The 16,765-nt window shown below is 60.3% G+C and carries 14 protein-coding genes; 13 read left to right on the top strand and 1 reads right to left on the bottom strand.

Annotation, left to right across the window (positions count from 1 at the left end; all coding sequences use genetic code 11):
• Nucleotides 1-134: 134 nt before the first annotated feature.
• Nucleotides 135-1,022 carry a RecB family exonuclease gene (locus tag QP977_RS08380; protein WP_049170646.1) on the bottom strand — a complete coding sequence of 296 codons (888 nt, stop codon included), beginning with the start codon at nt 1,020-1,022 and terminating at the stop codon, nt 135-137.
• 85 nt (nt 1,023-1,107) lie between these two features.
• On the opposite strand from QP977_RS08380, the gene QP977_RS08375 reads away from it, so the two are divergent.
• The 13 genes from QP977_RS08375 (at nt 1,108) to QP977_RS08315 (ending at nt 16,763) form a co-directional block, all read left to right on the top strand.
• Entirely contained in the window at nt 1,108-1,950 is an 843-nt protein-coding gene (locus QP977_RS08375) for a tRNA (adenine-N1)-methyltransferase (RefSeq protein WP_048734095.1), read from the top strand.
• A gap of 109 nt (nt 1,951-2,059) precedes the next feature.
• A complete protein-coding gene (gene arc / locus QP977_RS08370; protein ID WP_242458672.1) occupies nt 2,060-3,637 on the top strand; it encodes a proteasome ATPase in 1,578 nt (525 codons plus the stop codon).
• Nucleotides 3,630-5,207: a depupylase/deamidase Dop gene (gene dop / locus QP977_RS08365; protein ID WP_070827721.1), complete on the top strand. Its 1,578-nt coding sequence runs from the start codon at nt 3,630-3,632 to the stop codon at nt 5,205-5,207. Before arc ends, dop begins: the two co-directional genes overlap by 8 nt.
• A gap of 61 nt (nt 5,208-5,268) precedes the next feature.
• Entirely contained in the window at nt 5,269-5,463 is a 195-nt protein-coding gene (locus QP977_RS08360) for a ubiquitin-like protein Pup (RefSeq protein WP_005510795.1), read from the top strand.
• A gap of 69 nt (nt 5,464-5,532) precedes the next feature.
• The gene (pafA, locus tag QP977_RS08355) at nt 5,533-6,993 is read left to right on the top strand and encodes a Pup--protein ligase (protein ID WP_049189969.1); all 1,461 of its coding nucleotides are present in this window, start codon (nt 5,533-5,535) and stop codon (nt 6,991-6,993) included.
• Between the two features lie 43 nt (nt 6,994-7,036).
• Entirely contained in the window at nt 7,037-8,065 is a 1,029-nt protein-coding gene (locus tag QP977_RS08350; RefSeq protein ID WP_049189894.1) for a helix-turn-helix transcriptional regulator, read from the top strand.
• A complete protein-coding gene (locus tag QP977_RS08345) occupies nt 8,065-9,096 on the top strand; it encodes a helix-turn-helix transcriptional regulator (protein WP_049170545.1) in 1,032 nt (343 codons plus the stop codon). The genes QP977_RS08350 and QP977_RS08345 overlap by 1 nt, the downstream gene beginning before the upstream one ends.
• Nucleotides 9,097-9,170: 74 nt before the next feature.
• Complete coding sequence (gene tatA, locus QP977_RS08340) at nt 9,171-9,482, top strand: Sec-independent protein translocase subunit TatA (RefSeq protein WP_049170543.1); 312 nt, start codon at nt 9,171-9,173, stop codon at nt 9,480-9,482.
• An 18-nt stretch (nt 9,483-9,500) separates the two neighbouring features.
• Complete coding sequence (gene tatC, locus QP977_RS08335; protein ID WP_065421641.1) at nt 9,501-10,727, top strand: twin-arginine translocase subunit TatC; 1,227 nt, start codon at nt 9,501-9,503, stop codon at nt 10,725-10,727.
• 24 nt (nt 10,728-10,751) lie between these two features.
• Nucleotides 10,752-13,538, top strand: a complete 2,787-nt coding sequence (locus QP977_RS08330; protein ID WP_049193517.1) for a DEAD/DEAH box helicase — start codon at nt 10,752-10,754, stop codon at nt 13,536-13,538.
• Nucleotides 13,539-13,627: 89 nt separating this feature from the next.
• Nucleotides 13,628-14,743 (top strand): M24 family metallopeptidase, encoded by a 1,116-nt coding sequence (locus QP977_RS08325; RefSeq protein ID WP_053093005.1) that lies wholly within the window; start codon nt 13,628-13,630, stop codon nt 14,741-14,743.
• Between the two features lie 32 nt (nt 14,744-14,775).
• Nucleotides 14,776-15,540, top strand: a complete 765-nt coding sequence (locus QP977_RS08320; RefSeq protein ID WP_049193518.1) for an SDR family NAD(P)-dependent oxidoreductase — start codon at nt 14,776-14,778, stop codon at nt 15,538-15,540.
• Nucleotides 15,537-16,763 carry a bifunctional cobalt-precorrin-7 (C(5))-methyltransferase/cobalt-precorrin-6B (C(15))-methyltransferase gene (locus QP977_RS08315; RefSeq protein WP_070549296.1) on the top strand — a complete coding sequence of 409 codons (1,227 nt, stop codon included), beginning with the start codon at nt 15,537-15,539 and terminating at the stop codon, nt 16,761-16,763. The genes QP977_RS08320 and QP977_RS08315 overlap by 4 nt, the downstream gene beginning before the upstream one ends.
• Nucleotides 16,764-16,765 lie beyond the last annotated feature (2 nt).

Genomic DNA, 16,765 nt, shown 5'->3' with positions numbered 1-16,765 from the left:
ATGACAAAATCGAAGCGGTTAAGTCCATTCACCTGTCATAAACCTAGTCAGTAACTTGTACTGACACCGTTACCGCCGACGGTGGCACCCCGCGAAAGCTAAGTTCGCCGCGAGAGCCACCCCATCCGCAGCTTTTACTCAGTGCCGCCATCGCCGACAGCACCCGGCCAACCGGGGTACTCCGGTGTGACCCCGCCATAGGCAGGGCACATCTCCTGGAAAGAACACCACCCGCAGAGCTTGGACTTCTTCGGTACAAAGTCACCGTTTTCACCGTCGCGCACGATCGCCGACCACAAGTCGGCAATCTCCGCTTGGAAGGCCTCTAATTCTGTCGCGTTGGGACTCAGCACCAGGTCATCGGCAACCTTCAGGTACATCAACCGCAGCTGTTCCGGGATACGACCGGTGAGCCGCCACCACACCAGCGCGTAAAACCGCATCTGGAAGAGCGCCTCATCCTGGAAGCGAGGAGAGGGCTTCTTGCCCGTCTTGTAGTCGACAATCCGGACCTCACCGGTCGGGGCAATATCGACGCGGTCGATAAAACCACGAAGTGGCACTGACAATGGCACAGTCTGATCCGCATCCGGATCGATAACCAGCTGAACGAACTTTTCCATCTCGGCCGCATCGAAGCCCATGGGGTTTTCCATCATGAAATACCCCTTGAGCAGGCCGCGGCATTCGACCAGGAAGTCGTAGTAATCATCCTCCGGAACTAGCTCAATCAGTTCCTCGTCCTTTGCACGCATGTCCTCCCAGGTCGGCTTCAGCCGTTTCACCGCTGCGGGGTAAGTGCGTTCTTCACGGGGCCAGGCATGCATCTGTTCGAGCACAGCATGCACCAACGTGCCCTTGACCTGCGCGACAGTCGACGGCTCCGGAATCTTGTCAATCGCACGGAACCGGTACTTCAGCGGGCACTGGCGGTAGTCATTAGCTCTCGACGGCGACAGCGCCAACTTAGAGCGGCGGGAAGGTTGAACTGCTGACTTAGAACTTTGGGCATTGTCGGGCATACTAGCCAGGTTAGAGTACCGCCCGGATTTGGCTGCACCCGACATGACCCGACCCAACCAAACCCCAAAAGGAGCCCACACACCTATGGCATTGAGCGGACCATTCCAAGTCGGCGACCGAGTCCAGCTGACTGACTCGAAGAATCGCCACTTCACCGTCATCCTCGAGGAGGGTGGCAAGTTCTTCACCCATCGCGGCACCATCCTCCACGACGACCTCATCGGCGCCAAGGAAGGCACCACCGTCACCTCCGGCGAAGGCACCGTCTACCTGGCGATGCGTCACTTGCTGGTCGATTACGTCCTGTCCATGCCGCGCGGTGCTGCGGTGATTTACCCGAAGGATGCTGCACAGATCATCGTCGAGGGCGACATCTTCCCAGGTGCGCGCGTGTTGGAGGCCGGCGCTGGCTCCGGCGCGCTCAGCCTCAACCTGCTCCGCGCCATCGGCGCTGACGGGCAGCTTATTTCCTACGAGGTCCGCGAGGATCACATCGAGCACGCCGAACGCAACGTTGTCGACTTCATGGGTCACAAGCCCGACAACTGGGACTTGCGCCTGGGCGATCTCAACGAGGCCTCCATCGAGTCGCTCGGCGGCCCGGTCGACCGAGTCATTCTGGACATGCTCGCTCCGTGGGAATGCCTGGATACCGTCTCGAAGGTGCTTCAGCCTGGCGGCGTGCTCATGGTCTATGTCGCCACTGTTCCGCAGCTAATGAAAGTCATGGAGGGCATCCGCGCGCAGAAGTGCTTCACCGAACCACGCGCCTGGGAATCCCTGGTCCGCGACTGGAATGTTCAGGATCTCTCCGTCCGCCCGGCGCACCGTATGCAGGCGCATACCGCATTCCTGGTGTGGGCACGCAGGCTTGCCGACGGCACGGTGCCTCCGCGCCCACAGCGACGAAATCAAAAGAAGCTCTAGACCCGCCGCTTCGCGCTGGGAGGTGTAGCCGTCGTAAAGCGTGATGCGACACACGGTCTAAATCGACCAAGCAACAACGGCATCTGGCCCTATGGGTAATCTGGGATACATGACAACGCCGTCTGACAAAATCCGTGATCTTGAGCAGAAGAACTACAACCTCGGCATTCGTAATAATCGCCTGGTTGAGCTGTTGCGGGACTCCCGTAACAAGCTAGAGCTACTGCGCCAAGACATGGAGGACATGCTGGAGCCGCCTAGCACGTACGGTATTTTCCTTAAGCCGGGGCCGGAGAAAGGCACCGCAGAGGTTTTTACCGGAAATCGACGGATGCGCCTGCGGGTGCAGCCGGAGATTAATGAGCGGGCGCTTCGGCCGGGTGCGCAGGTGCGTCTGAATGAGGGCTCGATAATCGTGGAGGACTGCGGTTATCCGGAAAGCGGCGACATCGCCAATGTTCGTGAGGTGCTGCCGGATCGGGAGCGCATTTTGGCCTCGGATACTCACGGTGAGGAATTCGTGGTGTCTCTGGCGGGGGATTTGTCGCCGAAGCCGGGGGACTCGGTGATGATTGACCGCAAGTCGGGCTATGCGTTTGAGGTCATTCCGAAGTCCGAGGTGGAAAACCTGGTGCTGGAAGAGGTACCGGATGTCACCTACACGGATATCGGTGGTTTGGACAGTCAGATTGAGCAGATTCACGATGCCGTGGAGATGCCGTTCCTGCAGCCAGAACTGTTTGAACAGTACAACCTGCGTCCGCCGAAGGGTGTGCTGCTCTACGGCCCTCCCGGCAATGGTAAGACGCTGATTGCCAAGGCTGTGGCTAATTCGTTGGCACGCAAGATTGCGCTATCCCGAGGCAAGAGCGAGGCGGAGGCGCAGCGGGCGCAATCGTACTTCTTGAATGTCAAGGGCCCGGAGCTGCTGAACAAGTTCGTGGGTGAGACCGAGCGTCAGATTCGCCTGATTTTTGACCGCGCTCGCGACATTGCCGAGGATGGCAAGCCGGTAATTGTCTTCTTCGATGAGATGGACTCGATTTTCCGCACTCGTGGTTCGGGCATCTCCTCTGATATGGAAAACACAGTGGTCCCGCAGCTGCTCAGTGAACTTGACGGTGTGGAGGGGCTGGAAAACGTCATCGTGATTGGTGCCACCAACCGCGAGGAGATGATTGACCCGGCAATTCTGCGCCCAGGACGCTTGGATGTGAAAATCCGCATTGAGCGCCCGAATGAGGCTGCGGCGAAGGATATCTTCCGCAAGTACTTGACTCCAGAGCTGCCGTATAAAGCAGCCGAGGTGGAGACACGCGGCGGGGTGGAGCAGAATGTCGCCCACCTCATTGACCACGTTGTTGAGCGGATGTACGCCAAGACGAAAGAAAATGAGTACGTGCGGATCCGCTATGCAGATGGCACCAGCGAGGTTATGTACTACCGCGATTTCAACTCCGGCGCGATGATTTCCAACATCGTCGACCGTGCGAAGAAGTCCGCCATCAAGTCGGTTATCGCTGGCGGCGAGGCTGGTATTAGCTTGGATCACCTGCTGTCCGCAGTGGCGGAGGAGTTCGCGCAGAACGAGGACCTGCCGAACACCTCGAACCCAGATGAGTGGGCTCGCATCTCCGGTCGTCCAGCGGCGCGCGTTGCCTCGGTCGAGGTGATTCGCCATGGCTAAATCCGCCGCCAGTTCTGCACAGTCGAACCGCTTCTTCGGCACGGAGATTGAGTACGGCATTTCCAGCCCGGACAACCCGGATGTCAGCCCAATTCTCACCTCCACGCAGGCCGTGCTCGCTTTCGCGCATGAGCAGGAGGAGGGCATGTCGGGGCGCATCCGCTGGGATTACGCACCAGAGTCGCCACTGCGCGACAGCCGTGGTTTCGACCTGCGCCGTTACCACCAGCCACCGATTGTTGACCCGAATGCCGTCGGCGCTGCAAACCTGCTGGTGCAAAATGGTGCCCGTTTCTACGTCGATCACGCGCACCCGGAGTACTCCTCACCGGAGACGGCAACCGCCCGCGAGGCGGTTATCGCTGACCGCGCAGGTGACAAGATTATGCTGCGCGCAGCTCAGCTTGCCGCAGAAGCCACCGATGCCGAGGGCAACCCCGGCCCGGTACTCAAGCTCTACCGCAACAATGTCGATGGCAAGGGTGCCTCGTATGGCGCCCACGAGAACTACCTTTTCTCCCGAGAAACCGAGTTCGATGACATCGTCGCCGGTCTGACGCCGTTTTTCGTCACCCGCCAGGTGTTCACGGGCGCTGGTCGCGTGGGTCTGGGGCAGACGGGGCAGGAGTCGGGTTTCCAGATTTCGCAGCGCGCGGACTACATCGAGACTGAGGTCTCGCTGGAGACCACTTTGAACCGCGGCATCATCAACACCCGCGATGAACCACACGCAGACTCCGATCGCTTCCGCCGCCTGCACGTCATCATCGGTGATGCCAACATGAGCGAGGTCGCCACCTTCCTCAAGCTGGGCACCACAGGTTTGGTCATCGACGCCATCGAGGACGGCGTGCGTTTCGACGACCTGCAGCTCCGCAACCCCGTCGAGGCCGTCCATAAGGTCTCCCGAGACTTGACTTGCACCGAGAAGCTGCAGCTGGCAGACCATGTCACGTGGATGTCCGCAGTGGAAATGCAGTACGAGTACCTGCGTCGCGTGGAGAGCTACGACCAGCAGGGCGACGTCGTCAAGCTCTGGCGTGAAGTGCTCGACGTGCTTTCCGACGACCTCCGCAAGGCAGCCCATCTGCTGGATTGGGTGGCGAAATACAACCTCATGGAGGGCCTGCGTACCCGCCTGGGCGCGGGCTGGGACCACCCGAAGTTGGCGTTGATTGATATTCAGTACTCGGATATTGACCCTGCTCGTGGGCTGTACCATGCGCTGGTGCGCCGCGGTTCGATGCGCACACTCGTGACCGAGGAAGAAGTCGACCGAGCGGTTGAATACGCACCGGAGTCTACGCGTGCGTATGTACGCGGTGGCATTCTGCGCCGCTTTGGCAAGGATGTCGTCGCGGGCAGTTGGACCAGCTTGGTGGTGGACACCGCGGGGGTGTATCGGAGCACTCGTGACGTGGAGTCGCCTGGAATTACGCTGGCCTACATTACGCTGGATGAAGTTGACCGTTTCACTGCCGCAGAATGCGGTGACGTGTTGGAGTCTGCGGAGACAGTGGCCAAGGTGGTTGAGCATCTGCGTACTCTCGGGGCTATCCGCGAACAATAGGCACACATAGTGCAGTAATAGAGCAGTAATACTCAAAAGTTCATTTTTAAGGAGCAATATCATGGCTGGTAACACTCAGGTTTTCGGCGGCGGTTCCGGCGGAGGCGACGAGGAAGAGTTCGGCGAGGTCGCTGGCGGCGGTCAGGCTCAGGAGCACGTTGCAGCTGCTGACGACCTGCTGGATGAAATTGATGGTCTGCTGGAGAACAACGCCGAGGAGTTCGTGCGTTCGTATGTCCAGAAGGGTGGCCAGTAAAAAGTGACTGACCAGCAGGTAGGGCAGCAGGAGCCGGAAGCAACGCCGACACCGGTACCGGCACAGGCGTTGACCCGACGCATCACCGGTATTGAGACCGAGTTCGGCATCACTCTGACGCTGGATGGCTCGCGCCGTCTGGGACCGGATGAGATTGCCCGCTACATGTTCCGCCCGGTGATCGCTAAGTACGGGGCAACCAACATTTTCACCCCCAATGCTGGTCGTATGTACCTCGATGTCGGAAGCCACCCGGAGTACGCTACCGCTGAGTGCGATTCGGTCTCGCAGCTGGTAGCGTACGACCGCTCGGGCGAGGTCATCTTGAATGAACTCGCTGAAAAGGCTGAAGCAGAGCTTGCCGACGAGGGCATCGGTGGCAAGGTCTACCTGCTGAAGAACAACGTTGATACCGTCGGTAACTCCTACGGTTGTCACGAAAACTACCTGGTTGGACGTGAACTGGGACTGAAGTCCCTGTCCAAGCTGCTGCTACCTTTCTTGGTTACGCGACAGCTCATCTGTGGCGCGGGGAAGATTTTCCTGCCGTACCCAACCTCGCCGTATCACAACGATCCGATTCAGTACTGCTTCTCGCAGCGCGCGGATCATGTGTGGGAGGGCGTCTCCAGTGCAACGACGCGCTCCCGGCCGATTATTAACACTCGCGATGAGCCACACGCGGACTCCAACCGATTCCGCCGCTTGCACGTCATCGTGGGCGACTCCAACATGAGTGAGACGACGACTGCGCTCAAAATTGGCTCCACTCAGCTGGTACTGGAGATGATTGAAGCCGGCGTGAAGTTGCCGGACTTCGAAGTCGCCAACGAAATCAAGTCCATCCGTGCGGTGAGCCGCGATATGACCGGCAAGGCCGAGATTCCACTGCGAAGTGGCGAAACTGCCACCGCACTGCAGATTCAACGCGAGTTCCTGGACGCTGCGACGGAGTGGCTGAAGGTCCGCGAAGAAAACATGGTCAACGAGGACAAGGGCATTGCCGGTGCCGGCACGTCCAACGAAGAAATGAGCCGCATTGTCGAGCTGTGGGGTCGCGCGCTCGATGCCGTGGAAACCGGTGACTGGTCTCTCATTGAGCACGACATTGACTGGGCCATTAAGTACTCGCTCATGAAGCGCTACCTGGACCGCGGTCTAACGCTGGAGGACCCCAAGCTTCATCAAATCGACTTGGCCTACCACGACATCCGTCCCGGCCGAGGCATCTTCCGCGCGCTGGAAGCCCGTGGTATTGCCTCGCGGTGGATTACCGATGAGCAGGTCGCTGAGGCGGTCCGCATCGCACCGCCAACTACTCGTGCGAAGCTGCGCGGTGATTTCCTCGTTGCAGCCGAAGACTCCAGTTTGAAGACCGTAGTGGACTGGACACACCTGAAAATCTCCGGCGACGATCCCATCTCCACTATGCTCGGCGACCCCTTTGCCACGGAAAACGATGAGGTCAATGAGATGATCGAGATTCTGACGGCCGCGAAGAAGACCTCGGATACGGATTCGAATAACTAGTTCCGTCCCCGGAAACTGCCCCAGGAAAAGGAGCCCCACAGTCGTGTCTGTCTCACCGGTATCGGAAAACCCCGGATCCGCTGCGATCAGTGAGAACCAACGTCAGGTTCAGCTGCTGTTGGCGCTTGCCGACGACACCGGGTGGGTCAGCGAGTCGTGGATCTCCAAACATGTCGAGGGTTACTCCCGTGTTTCCGAGGATTCCCGGGCTCGTTATTTACGTGCGGACACCGCGGCACTCCTGGCAGCCGGGGTCCCGGTGGAGGTTTCGTCGTCAAGCGCGGGCGATAAGGTCAAACGTCTGCGCCTGAACAGACTACGGTGGCCCCAGCACGACCCCGAGTTCACTGAAGCGGAGGCTTCGGTGGTTTTCCAGGCGGCGAATGCGGCGTTTGGTTCGGAGGAGCTGAGCTCGACGGCTGTGGCGGCGTGGCGGAAGCTCGCATCGTTTGCGCAGCGCAGCGCCATTGCGAAGCCGGATGAGTCGGTGGTGGTGGCCGATGCGGTGGATATGAGTCGAGTGGATTTCAGCACACTGCTGACCGCGATGACCTCGCCGCGCCGGACAGTGGAGATGTGGTACTCCCGCCAGTACGGCGTGGATGATGAACTGCGCATGCTGGAGCCGTGGGGTCTGATTAACCTGCGCGGGCGCTTTTATGTGTTGGGCTTTGATCCGCAGCGTGAGGCCGCGCGTATGTTCCGGCTCAGCCGTATCCGCGATGTGTCGGATACAGGGACGTCGGCGACCCAGCCAATGCCCGATGGTGACTTGCAACAGATTGCGGAAAACATGTTGCACCGCGGTGGCAAGACCTATCAGGCGGTTGTTCGTATCGCTCCGAATACCTGCGCTGATGTGGTGATGAAAGCGACCGCGTTGGGGGATGGGCGCTACGAGCTGCCAGCGGCACCTGTGAGTGAGATTGTGTCCACAGGTTTGAGTTACGCACCGGATTTGATTGTGGAATCACCTGAAGAGGCACGGTCGGAGATTATTGCTCGGTTGGAGCAGGTACTCGCTCGCCATGGCGGTTCGAATGGTGCGAAGAACGCTTTGGAGGGCAACTAATGACAGTGCATGCAGCCCGGGAACTGGACGCAGGTGTCAGTGTCGACGAGTTGTTGGCGGTCGTACCGTACTTTTCGCAGCACCGTTCAATGACAGAGGCCGCTACCGAACTGGCCATACCTTTTGCCCGAATTCGGGCAATCGTGGAACAGATTGCAGATATTGACCAGCCGGGACTCCTCGGAGTGCGGGCTTTTGAAGTTGATTACCGCAACAGCTTTGATGTCCGTATTCGCCCTCAGGCAACGGTGCTCAGCCAGCCACGTGCGCTCACAGCCGAAGAAACCGCGACCTTGCTGCTCATCCTGGAAACCATCGAGGACTCCGCAGCCACCACTTCCTCCGAGGCCGCGCAGACGGCCGCGACAAAACTACGCAGTGCTCTGGGAATAAACGTCCCCATCATTGACTCGACCGCTGCGGAAAATGGCAAGGCCTTTTCCTTTTCTGAGCAGATTTATTCCGCGCTGCATCAGCGCAAGGTGTTGAAGGTGCGCTACCGGAATGCCTCAGGGCAGATTACAGTCCGTGAGCTTGACTGTGTCAACGTTTATACAGTTGAATCCACGACGTATCTCCGCGCTGTCGACCGTGCGCAGGAAGACCGTCGTCAGAAGAGCTTCCGCGTCGACCGCCTGGAGGCCGCCGAGGTCCTCGACACTCCCTCCGGTTTCCACCGCCCCGAGCCTGTCGATATCCGTGATCCCCACGCCTTTGGTGCGGAAACGGGAACGTCCGAATGGGCAAGTGTGCTTATCGACGCCGACGCCACCTGGATCGCAGACTATGAACCGGTCTTCTTTACTGAAGATGAGGGAGAAGAAGAGGATACCGAACTGGTCTCTGACCAAGGCTTAGGGCAGTCGGAATTTGTCGCTGACGTGCCGATGTCCGACTTGGCCGCAACAGTCTCCTTTGTGCTCCGCCGTTCACCGAGCGTAACGGTCGCTGAGCCCTTAAAATTGAAAAACGCCGTTGTTGCGCGAGCCCGCGAAGCTTTGGCAGAGTATGGTCGAAACGACAAGGCTTAAATCAAAGCTTAAATCGCGCACGATGTGGCAACTTGCCACTTGTATTTGTATTCATTTGAAAGGTCTCTAAGCGGATGCCGAACCTAGGTCCCTGGGAAATCATCATTATCCTGGTCGTTCTTGTCTTGCTCTTTGGTGCAAAGAAGTTGCCGGATGCCGCACGTTCGCTCGGCCGCTCCATGCGTATCTTCAAGTCCGAAGTCAAGGAAATGCGCAACGATGACGAGCACCAGGAGCAGGCTGCAATTCAGCAGGCTCCGCAGGCCCAGCCACAGCAGCCGTACCAGCCGCAGCAGCAGTACCAGCAGCAGGCACCGCAGGCTCAGCCGCAGCAGCCGTACCAGCCGCAGCCTGGCCAGAACAACCCTGGCCAGCCGCAGCAGTAGTAGAAGGCCGGTTGAAGCGTGACTTCAGCTACATCCACATCACGTCCTCGGAAGCGCCAGCGTAGGCGCAATCCCGAGGGCGTGATGACTATTGTCGAGCACATTCAAGAGCTCCGGCGTCGCCTCGTTCTCGCCCTCGCTGGTATTGCCGTCGGCACTGTTGTGGGCTTTATCTGGTATCAGACCGCCTTTACCATTGGTCAGTTCCGCATACCGTTTACCTCGGTCAATGTTGGCCCTGTGCACTTTAAGTCCCTGGGTGAGTTGCTCAAGGATCCGTACTGTCAGCTTCCACCCGAGATGCGTCTCGGCGGCGGTGAGGGCGCGGAGTGTCGTCTGCTGGCGACCAGTCCGTTTGAAATGTTCATGCTGCGACTGAAGGTCGGTGCGCTGGCCGGTCTGGTGATGTCGTCGCCATGGTGGCTCTACCAGATTTGGGCCTACATCACTCCCGGCTTGGTTCGGAAGGAACGCCGCACCACGCGCAGAGTTGTGACTGCCGCCGCGCTGCTGTTTGTCATGGGTTCCGTCCTGGCCTACTACGTTGTCGCCATCGGTCTGGAGTTCTTGCTCCAGATTGGTGAAGAGACGCAAATTTCTGCACTCACCGGTTCGCAATACTTCGGTTTCCTCTTGGCGCTCATCGTCTGCTTTGGCGTGAGCTTTGAGGTTCCGCTTTTCCTGGTCATGTTGAACATGGCCGGTGTCGTTACCTACGAGAGCATCAAGGACAAGCGCAGCATCATCATTATGTCGCTGTTCATCTTTGCGGCCTTCATGACTCCGGGGCAGGAACCAATATCCATGGTCGCAATGGCAACGGCACTGACGTTGCTGGTGGAAATCGCAATCCAGATTTGTCGTCTCCATGACCGTCGTAAAGCAAATGAGCGACCTGATTGGTTGGACGTCGATGACGAGCAAGGCTCCGGACCCATTACAGCGTCCGGCCCGATTGGCTCCGCCGGCGGTATCGGTGATGTGGGCGGCATTGACGCCCCGACTTCAGTAAGTGCGCCGACGTCGATTCAGCCGGGCGGCATGCCGACGGCATCAGCGGCCCCGACGACCTCTCCGGTCTCTGGCCCCACGCCAGTGAACGCGCCGACGCCGACGCGGGCATCCCAGATGCGTCCTACTCGCAATTCGCGTCCACCACGGCCACAGGGCATGATTCCGGAGACTCCGATGCCGACGCAGGACTTGCGAAATCGTCCGACGAGCGACTTTGATGATGTTCTCTAGCGCGGTTTATGACACTCTAGAGGCATGACTCTTCTCGGCGATTTCGTCAGCCAACAGGATTTCGATCTTGACGACTTTCAGCTCCGCGCCTGCCAATCAATTGAGGCAGGGCGGGGCGTTGTCGTCTGTGCACCCACCGGTGCGGGCAAGACCATTGTTGGCGAATTCGCTATTTATGCAGCTCTTGAGCGCGGTGGCAAGTGCTTTTACACCACACCTATCAAGGCGTTGAGCAACCAGAAGTACCACGACCTAATCGAGGACTACGGCGAGGACCGCGTAGGCCTGCTCACTGGCGACACTTCTATTAATGGCGACGCGGACATCGTGGTGATGACCACCGAGGTGCTGCGCAACATGATTTATGCGGACTCGCCGACGCTGAAGAGGCTCACGCATGTGGTGATGGACGAGATTCACTACCTCGCAGACCGCGAGCGCGGCGCTGTCTGGGAAGAGGTTATTTTGAACCTCGACCAGTCCGTGGCCGTCATCGGTTTGTCCGCGACGGTGTCCAACTCCGAGGAGTTCGGCCGCTGGCTGTCCACGGTGCGCGGGCACACGGACGTCATTGTCACGGATCTGCGCCCGGTTCCGCTGCATCAGCACATGCTGGTGGGAAACCGGCTCTATCCGCTTTTCGAGGCGAAGTCGGACAAGGTCAATCAGGACCTGTTGGAGGCGTGCCGTCGTGCCGAGTTCGGCTACGGCGACGCTGGGGCCAGGGAGCGCTACCAGTACAAAAAGCACAAGGGCGGTGGACGCTCGTATAGCTGGGGCGATAAGGGGCAGCGCAAGTTCCGCCCGCCGAAGCGCGGCGATGTTATCCGCATGCTCGGCTCCATGAACATGCTGCCCGCGATCGTTTTCATCTTCTCCCGCGCGGGCTGCGAAGGCGCGCTGGCGCAGGTCGGTGCTACGCGCGCAGAGCTCACTGACCGGGATGAGCAGGAGCGCATCGCCAAGATTATCGATGACGGTGTTGCACACATTCCGAAGGAAGATCTGCAGGTTCTCGGTTTCCTGCGCTGGCGCCGCATTCTCATCCGTGGTTTTGCGGCGCACCATGCGGGCATGCTGCCTGCGTTCCGGCACATTGTGGAAGAGCTCTTTAACGAAGGCCTGGTCAAGGTTGTCTTCGCCACCGAGACGCTTGCGCTGGGCATCAACATGCCTGCCCGCACGGTCGTGCTGGAGAAGCTGGTCAAGTTCAACGGCGAAGCACATGTGGATCTCACGCCGGGTCAGTACACGCAGATGACCGGTCGCGCTGGCCGCCGCGGTATCGACACTGTCGGCAATGCAGTGGTGCAGTGGGCCCCGGCAATGGATCCGAAGGCTGTCGCAGGGCTGGCATCTACGCGCACATACCCGCTGATTTCCACCTTCGCGCCGAGCTACAACATGAGCGTCAACCTCCTGCAGACGCTCGGTTACGACGGCTCGAAGCGCGTCATGGAGCGCTCATTCGCACAGTTCCAGGCGGATGGCGACATCGTCGGAGTCGCCGCCGAACTGTCCAAGGCAAAGCAAGAAGCCGCGGCCCTGCGTGCGGAACTGCTCGGCAGGGGAGCCGACGCGCACGCTGAAGGGGCGGAGGCTGAGGGGTCGTCGTCAAGCGAGGAAGGCAGTTCGCGTGACGACGAGCGCCTGACCCAGATGCTTGAATATCTGGATCTGCGCGCGAAGCTGACCCAGGAGGAGAAGAACGCCAAGCGCCGCAATATTGAAGACCGCCACACGGAAACAGTGACCGCGCTGCGCAGACTCCGTCGAGGCGAGGTTATTCCTCTGCCGAAGGGTAAGAAGGTGCAGCTGGCGGTCGTGTACCGAGAGGACCATTCGAAGTCGAATCCACGTCCCGGTGTCATCAGTGTCGGCGGGTTCGTGGGGCGTGTAGAGCCGCATATCTTCCCAGCGGCGCCGCAGACGGTCGGCGCGATTAAGCTGCCTCGGGATGCGGACCGGCATCCGCGACGTGCGCTCGGAATTGTGCGCGCAGAGATTGGCCGCAAGGGGCTAAAGGGACCAAAGCGGCTGAAGCGTCGCACTGGTGGCAACTCGCCGGCGGTGAGGAAGCTGCGACAGGAGCTGCGCGAGCATCCGCTACATGGCGATCCTGCGGTGGAGACGATGGCTCGTCACGCCGATACGCTACGGCAGGCCGAGGCGCATGTGGCCAAGCTGCAAAAGCGCGTCGATTCCGCCTCGGATACGTTAGCGCGCACATTCGACCGCATGCTGCAGTTGCTAACACAGATGGACTACGTCGAATGGCCGGAGGGCGCGGAGCCGACAATTACCGAGGAAGGCCTGCGGCTGGCGCAGATTCACAACGGCTCGGATCTGCTGGTGGCCACGTGTCTGCGCCGCGGTATTTGGGATGATCTGGACCCCGCGGAACTGGCCGGTGCGGTGTCGAGTTTGGTCTTTGAAAACCGCAAGGCCAGCCAAGGCAGTGACGAGGTGCCGACCGAGCCGCTGGCCAAGGCGCTGGGGAATACTTATCGCATTTGGGAGGAACTGTCGGAGGATGAGCGCCGCTACCGGCTGCCGCTGACGGACTTGCCGGATATGGCTTTTGCTACGGCGATTCATCAGTGGACTGCGGGCGCACCGTTGGGGTACTGCCTGCAGGCAGCGGCCGAAAGCGGCGCGGAGCTGACCCCGGGCGACTTTGTCCGCTGGTGCCGTCAGGTCATTGATCTGTTGCAGCAGATTAAGAAGACCGGCTACTCCACGGAGATTCGCGACAATTCCGCCGAAGCTATTCAGGCGATTCGCAGGGGCGTAGTGGCGCTGAACAATTAGTTGCCGGTTACGTTGGTCAGCCGAAGCCTCGCCGCCCCGAGGCCACTCAACCGGCGACGGGCACAGGCCGACGGGTACAGTTGGCAACTATGAGCAACGGTATCTTTAGCTTTGACATCTATCAGCAGCGTCTGGATCGCACTGCGGAGCTTCTCCGCAGCCGCAATGCAGACGCTGCAGTCTTTGGAACCGGCGCTGACCTGCAGTATCTCATTGGTTCTGCGGTCACTTCGCATGAACGCCTGACGGCGCTGGTGGTCACTGCATCCGGCACCACCACACTGGTACTGCCCGCCGTGGAGCGCGGGGATCTGCCGCTGTGTGCAATCGGTGATCTCAACGCCGATGTGGTGTTGTGGGAAGACGGAGAGAATCCGCACCGCATTGTCGCCGACTTGGTGGGCCACGTGGGCACCCTCGCAGTGGGAGCCTCTTTGACCGCTGACCACTTGATTCCTATCCAGGATCTCACCGGAGCCAAGACTGTGTTGGCCGGAGACCTTCTGAAGGAACTGTTCATGCGCAAGGACGCCGCTGAGATTGATCAGTTGCGCGAGGCCGGCGCCGCTATTGACCGCGTTCACGCTCGAGTGCCGGGCATGCTGCGCGCAGGTCGCACTGAGAGCGAGGTCGCCGACGAGATCTCGGCTGCCATCCTGGAGGAGGGGCACGTCGCCATTGACTTCGTCATTGTCGGCTCCGCTGAAAATGGCGCGAATCCGCACCACGATTTCTCCGACCGCGTCATCGAGGAAGGTGACGTGGTGGTCGTCGATATCGGAGGCACCTTGCCGCTTGGCTACCACTCCGATTGCACGCGCACCTATGTCGTCGGCAAGCCGGGGGAGAAGGAAGCTGCAGCGTGGGCGGCTCTGCGCAAGGCGCAGGAAGCTGCCGTGGCGGCGGTGCGCCCCGGTGTGACGGCTGCAGAGATCGATGCGATTGCGCGTAATAGCCTCACCGCTGCGGGCTACGGCGAGTACTTCATTCACCGCACTGGTCATGGCATTGGCCTGTCCACGCATGAAGAGCCGTTCATTATGGCTGGCAATGAGCTCAAGCTCGAGCCTGGCATGGCGTTTTCGGTGGAGCCGGGTGTGTACCTGCCGGGTGAGTTCGGTATGCGGCTGGAAGACATCATCGTTGTCACCGAAGACGGCGGAGAATCGGTCAATAATGGTCCGCACGATTTAATTACCGTCTAATCGAGGTTTAGAGGAAAGGTATTTTCTAGCGCATGGGACACGTACTCGTTCTTGGTGCCACCAGCGAGATCGGCGGGGAAGTTGCCGCGCGACTGGCCAACCACAACACCTTCACGCTCGCTGCGCGCCGCACTGAGGCGCTCGACGGCATTGCCGGTCGGCTCATCGACTCCGGTGCCGTCGCGGTGCACCGCATCCACTTTGATGCCGATGACATCGCGGCACACCGCCAGTTCGTCGAGCACGCCTGGCAGCACGGTCCCATCGACACGGTGATTGTCGCGTTCGGTATCCTCGGTGATCAACGGAAGTGTGAGGAGTCCGGCGAGGCTGCTGCGGCAGTCATTCATACCGACTTCACAGCACAGGCATCGATTCTCACTGAGATTGTCGCGCGCATGGAGTCCGACATCGCCTCCGGCACGCTGCCTGTGCGCGATAAGGTCGCGGGCCGCATCATGGCCTTTTCCTCTATCGCAGGTGCCCGCGTGCGCCGCGCCAACTACGTCTACGGTTCGGCGAAGGCCGGTCTCGATGGTTTCCTCCAGGGCATGCAGGACCGCCTGCGCGGGAGCCATATTCAGCTGACGATTGTCCGGCCGGGCTTCGTCATCGGCCGCATGACCGAAGGCATGAAGCCAGCGCCGATGTCCTCGCGCCCCGCCGAGGTCGCGGAGGCCGCCGTCACTGCTTTCGACGGTCGGAAGCCCCACGTCTGGGTGCCACGGAAACTGGCGTTGCTCGCACGCGCCACACATCTGACTCCGCGCTGGATTTGGCGGAAGATGCCCCGATGAGCCCAAAGCTTCGCGTCGTCGGCATCGGCTGCGACGGGTACCCTGGCCTATCCGCCCGCGCTGTCGAGGCGTTGTCGTCGGCTCGCCGCATCATTGGCTCTCCCCGTCAGCTCCATTTGCTTGCCGACGTCAACCTGGACGCCGACCTCTCACCTTGGCCAGGTGGCTTCTGGAAGGATTGGCGGGCCACCCTGGCAGATATTGACCCCGCAGTCGATGTCATCCTCGCCAGTGGCGATCCCATGTTCCACGGTGTCGGCGTGTCCCTGGTCCGGGAGCTCGGCCGTGGCGCCGTGGAGGTTATTCCAGCGCCATCGTCAGCCTCATTGGCCTGCGCTTACCTCGGCTGGCCCTTGCATGACACTCCGGTGATTTCGCTGGTGACAGGCGAGCCGGGGCTACCTGGTGCCGCGCGTGTCGTACCGGTAGCGGATTCACTACGGCCCTTCCTGGTGCTGTGCCGAAACGCGGACTCAGTGAAAGAGGTCGCTACGGTTTTAGCCGACCGCCCAGACACCAAGCTCACCGCGCTGACCAATCTCGGCGGCACGGAAGCTACAGGGCTGCCGGAGTCCGTTGCCGCAGGCACGGTGGCGAACCCACCAGTTCCAGCTGGCAACCTCACGGTGCTGGCGGTGGAGCCGTCGGGAAGCGCGCGCGGCTGGCTGCGCGACGGTGACTTTGATTCAGATGGCCAGCTGACGAAGGCGCCGATTCGCCAAATGACGGTCGCTGCGTTGGATCCGCGGCCGGGAGCGCTGCTGTGGGATGTCGGCGGTGGCACGGGGTCGATTGGCATTGAGTGGGCTCGGCACGGCGGACGTGCGGAAATTTTCGAGCGCGATGCTGTTCGTGCAGAGCGAATTGCTAAGAATGTGGCGGCTCTGTCTGGCAATGTGACCGTCCACCGCGGAGCGGCACCAGCGGTGTTGGCGGACTCGAATCTTCGCCCAGATGCCATTTTCATCGGCGGAGGTCTCACTGCTGACGGAATGATTGAAACCTGTTGGCAACGCCTTGCCCCGGGAGGCACCATCGTCGCAAACACCGTGACGCTGGAGTCGGAGGCTCTGCTGTGGCAGGCGCGTCGCGACTATGGCGGGGATGTCACCCGGCTTTCCGTGGAGCGCGCAGGTGCAGTCGGCAGTTTCACTGCGTGGCGCCCTACGTTGCCGGTGGTGCAGTGGGTGGCGGAGAAGCCAGTAGAGCCTGCGCTACCATAGAC

The organism is Corynebacterium sp. MSK012, assembly GCF_030232435.1.
Classification (GTDB): domain Bacteria; phylum Actinomycetota; class Actinomycetes; order Mycobacteriales; family Mycobacteriaceae; genus Corynebacterium; species Corynebacterium jeikeium_D.
This window is presented reverse-complemented; position numbering and strand designations above follow the sequence as displayed.